General features: G+C 44.6%; 3 protein-coding genes. 1 reads left to right on the forward strand and 2 read right to left on the reverse strand.

Annotated elements, in window-relative coordinates; all coding sequences use genetic code 11:
• The coding region (locus tag R7Q46_RS25480) for a rhomboid family intramembrane serine protease (RefSeq protein WP_318077981.1) at positions 1 to 204 on the reverse strand (204 nt) is incomplete at its 3' end.
• A gap of 3 nt (positions 205 to 207) precedes the next feature.
• Here R7Q46_RS25480 and R7Q46_RS25485 point away from each other — a divergent pair.
• Positions 208 to 822 (forward strand): tRNA-uridine aminocarboxypropyltransferase, encoded by a 615-nt coding sequence (locus R7Q46_RS25485; protein ID WP_005482520.1) that lies wholly within the window; start codon positions 208 to 210, stop codon positions 820 to 822.
• A 9-nt stretch (positions 823 to 831) separates the two neighbouring features.
• Here the strand turns inward: R7Q46_RS25485 and R7Q46_RS25490 are convergent.
• Positions 832 to 960 (reverse strand): hypothetical protein (locus tag R7Q46_RS25490; RefSeq protein WP_318077983.1); only part of this gene is annotated, 129 nt, incomplete at its 5' end.

Genomic DNA, 960 nt, shown 5'->3' on the forward strand with positions numbered 1-960 from the left:
GAATATAAACGCGATAACCCATAATCCAGCCAAGTTCATTCCAAGGTGGGCAAAGTTGGTATGTGTGAGATTTCCTGTTACGATTCGCCACCATTCACCATGACGTATGTTGTAAGCGTGCCATTCGGTGAGGCTCGCCATTGGTTCGAATTGTAGTACTAAGCAGATAACGCTGATGATGGTCAGCAATGTATAAAGGTTCACTCTATGTCTCGTTATTGTTCTCAGTGTGGAAAATCGCGCAAAGCCTGTATTTGCCAATGGATCGTACCGCTAGCAAGCGGGGTTGAACTTATCATTCTTCAGCATACGAGTGAAGCGCATCGTCCACTTGGTACGGCACGGATTCTCAATTTGAGTTTAAAGAACTGTACTTGTTTGATTGGCGAGGATTTTTCTGACGACGCACAGTTAAACGCGTTACTCACCGATGAAGCGTATCAGCATTTTATCCTTTATCCGTCTGAGCAATCACAGTGCCTTTCAGACATTGCGTGTACCGAGAGCGAGCGCACAAGAAAAACACGCTTGATTTTGCTCGATGGCACGTGGAAAAAAGCCTATAAAATGTGGCAGCTTTCCACCAACTTGCACACTTTAACCACAGTAAAGCTTCCCGAGGATTTACAAGGTCACTATACAATTCGTAAAGCGCCTTCAGACAACAGTCTTTCGACAGTGGAAGCAGGGTTTTATGCGTTGAGTTTATTGGAGCCGGATAACGACTTCTCGCCGCTACTTAATGCTTTTGACAGGATGATTGAATTTCAAATCGCCCAGATGCCTCCGGGCGTATTTGAAAAAAATTATTTGAACAAGTAGAACAACGTTCTACAACACAATCGAAGAGAACAATTGGCGGTGTAGCTTTTGCGCATGACCATCGGTCATTGCGGATATGTAATCGGCAATGACTCGCATTTTGCCACTATCGCTAGTTGCACTCTGCCAAAGCTCTTT

The sequence above is a fragment of the Vibrio sp. 811 genome, from assembly GCF_033339195.1.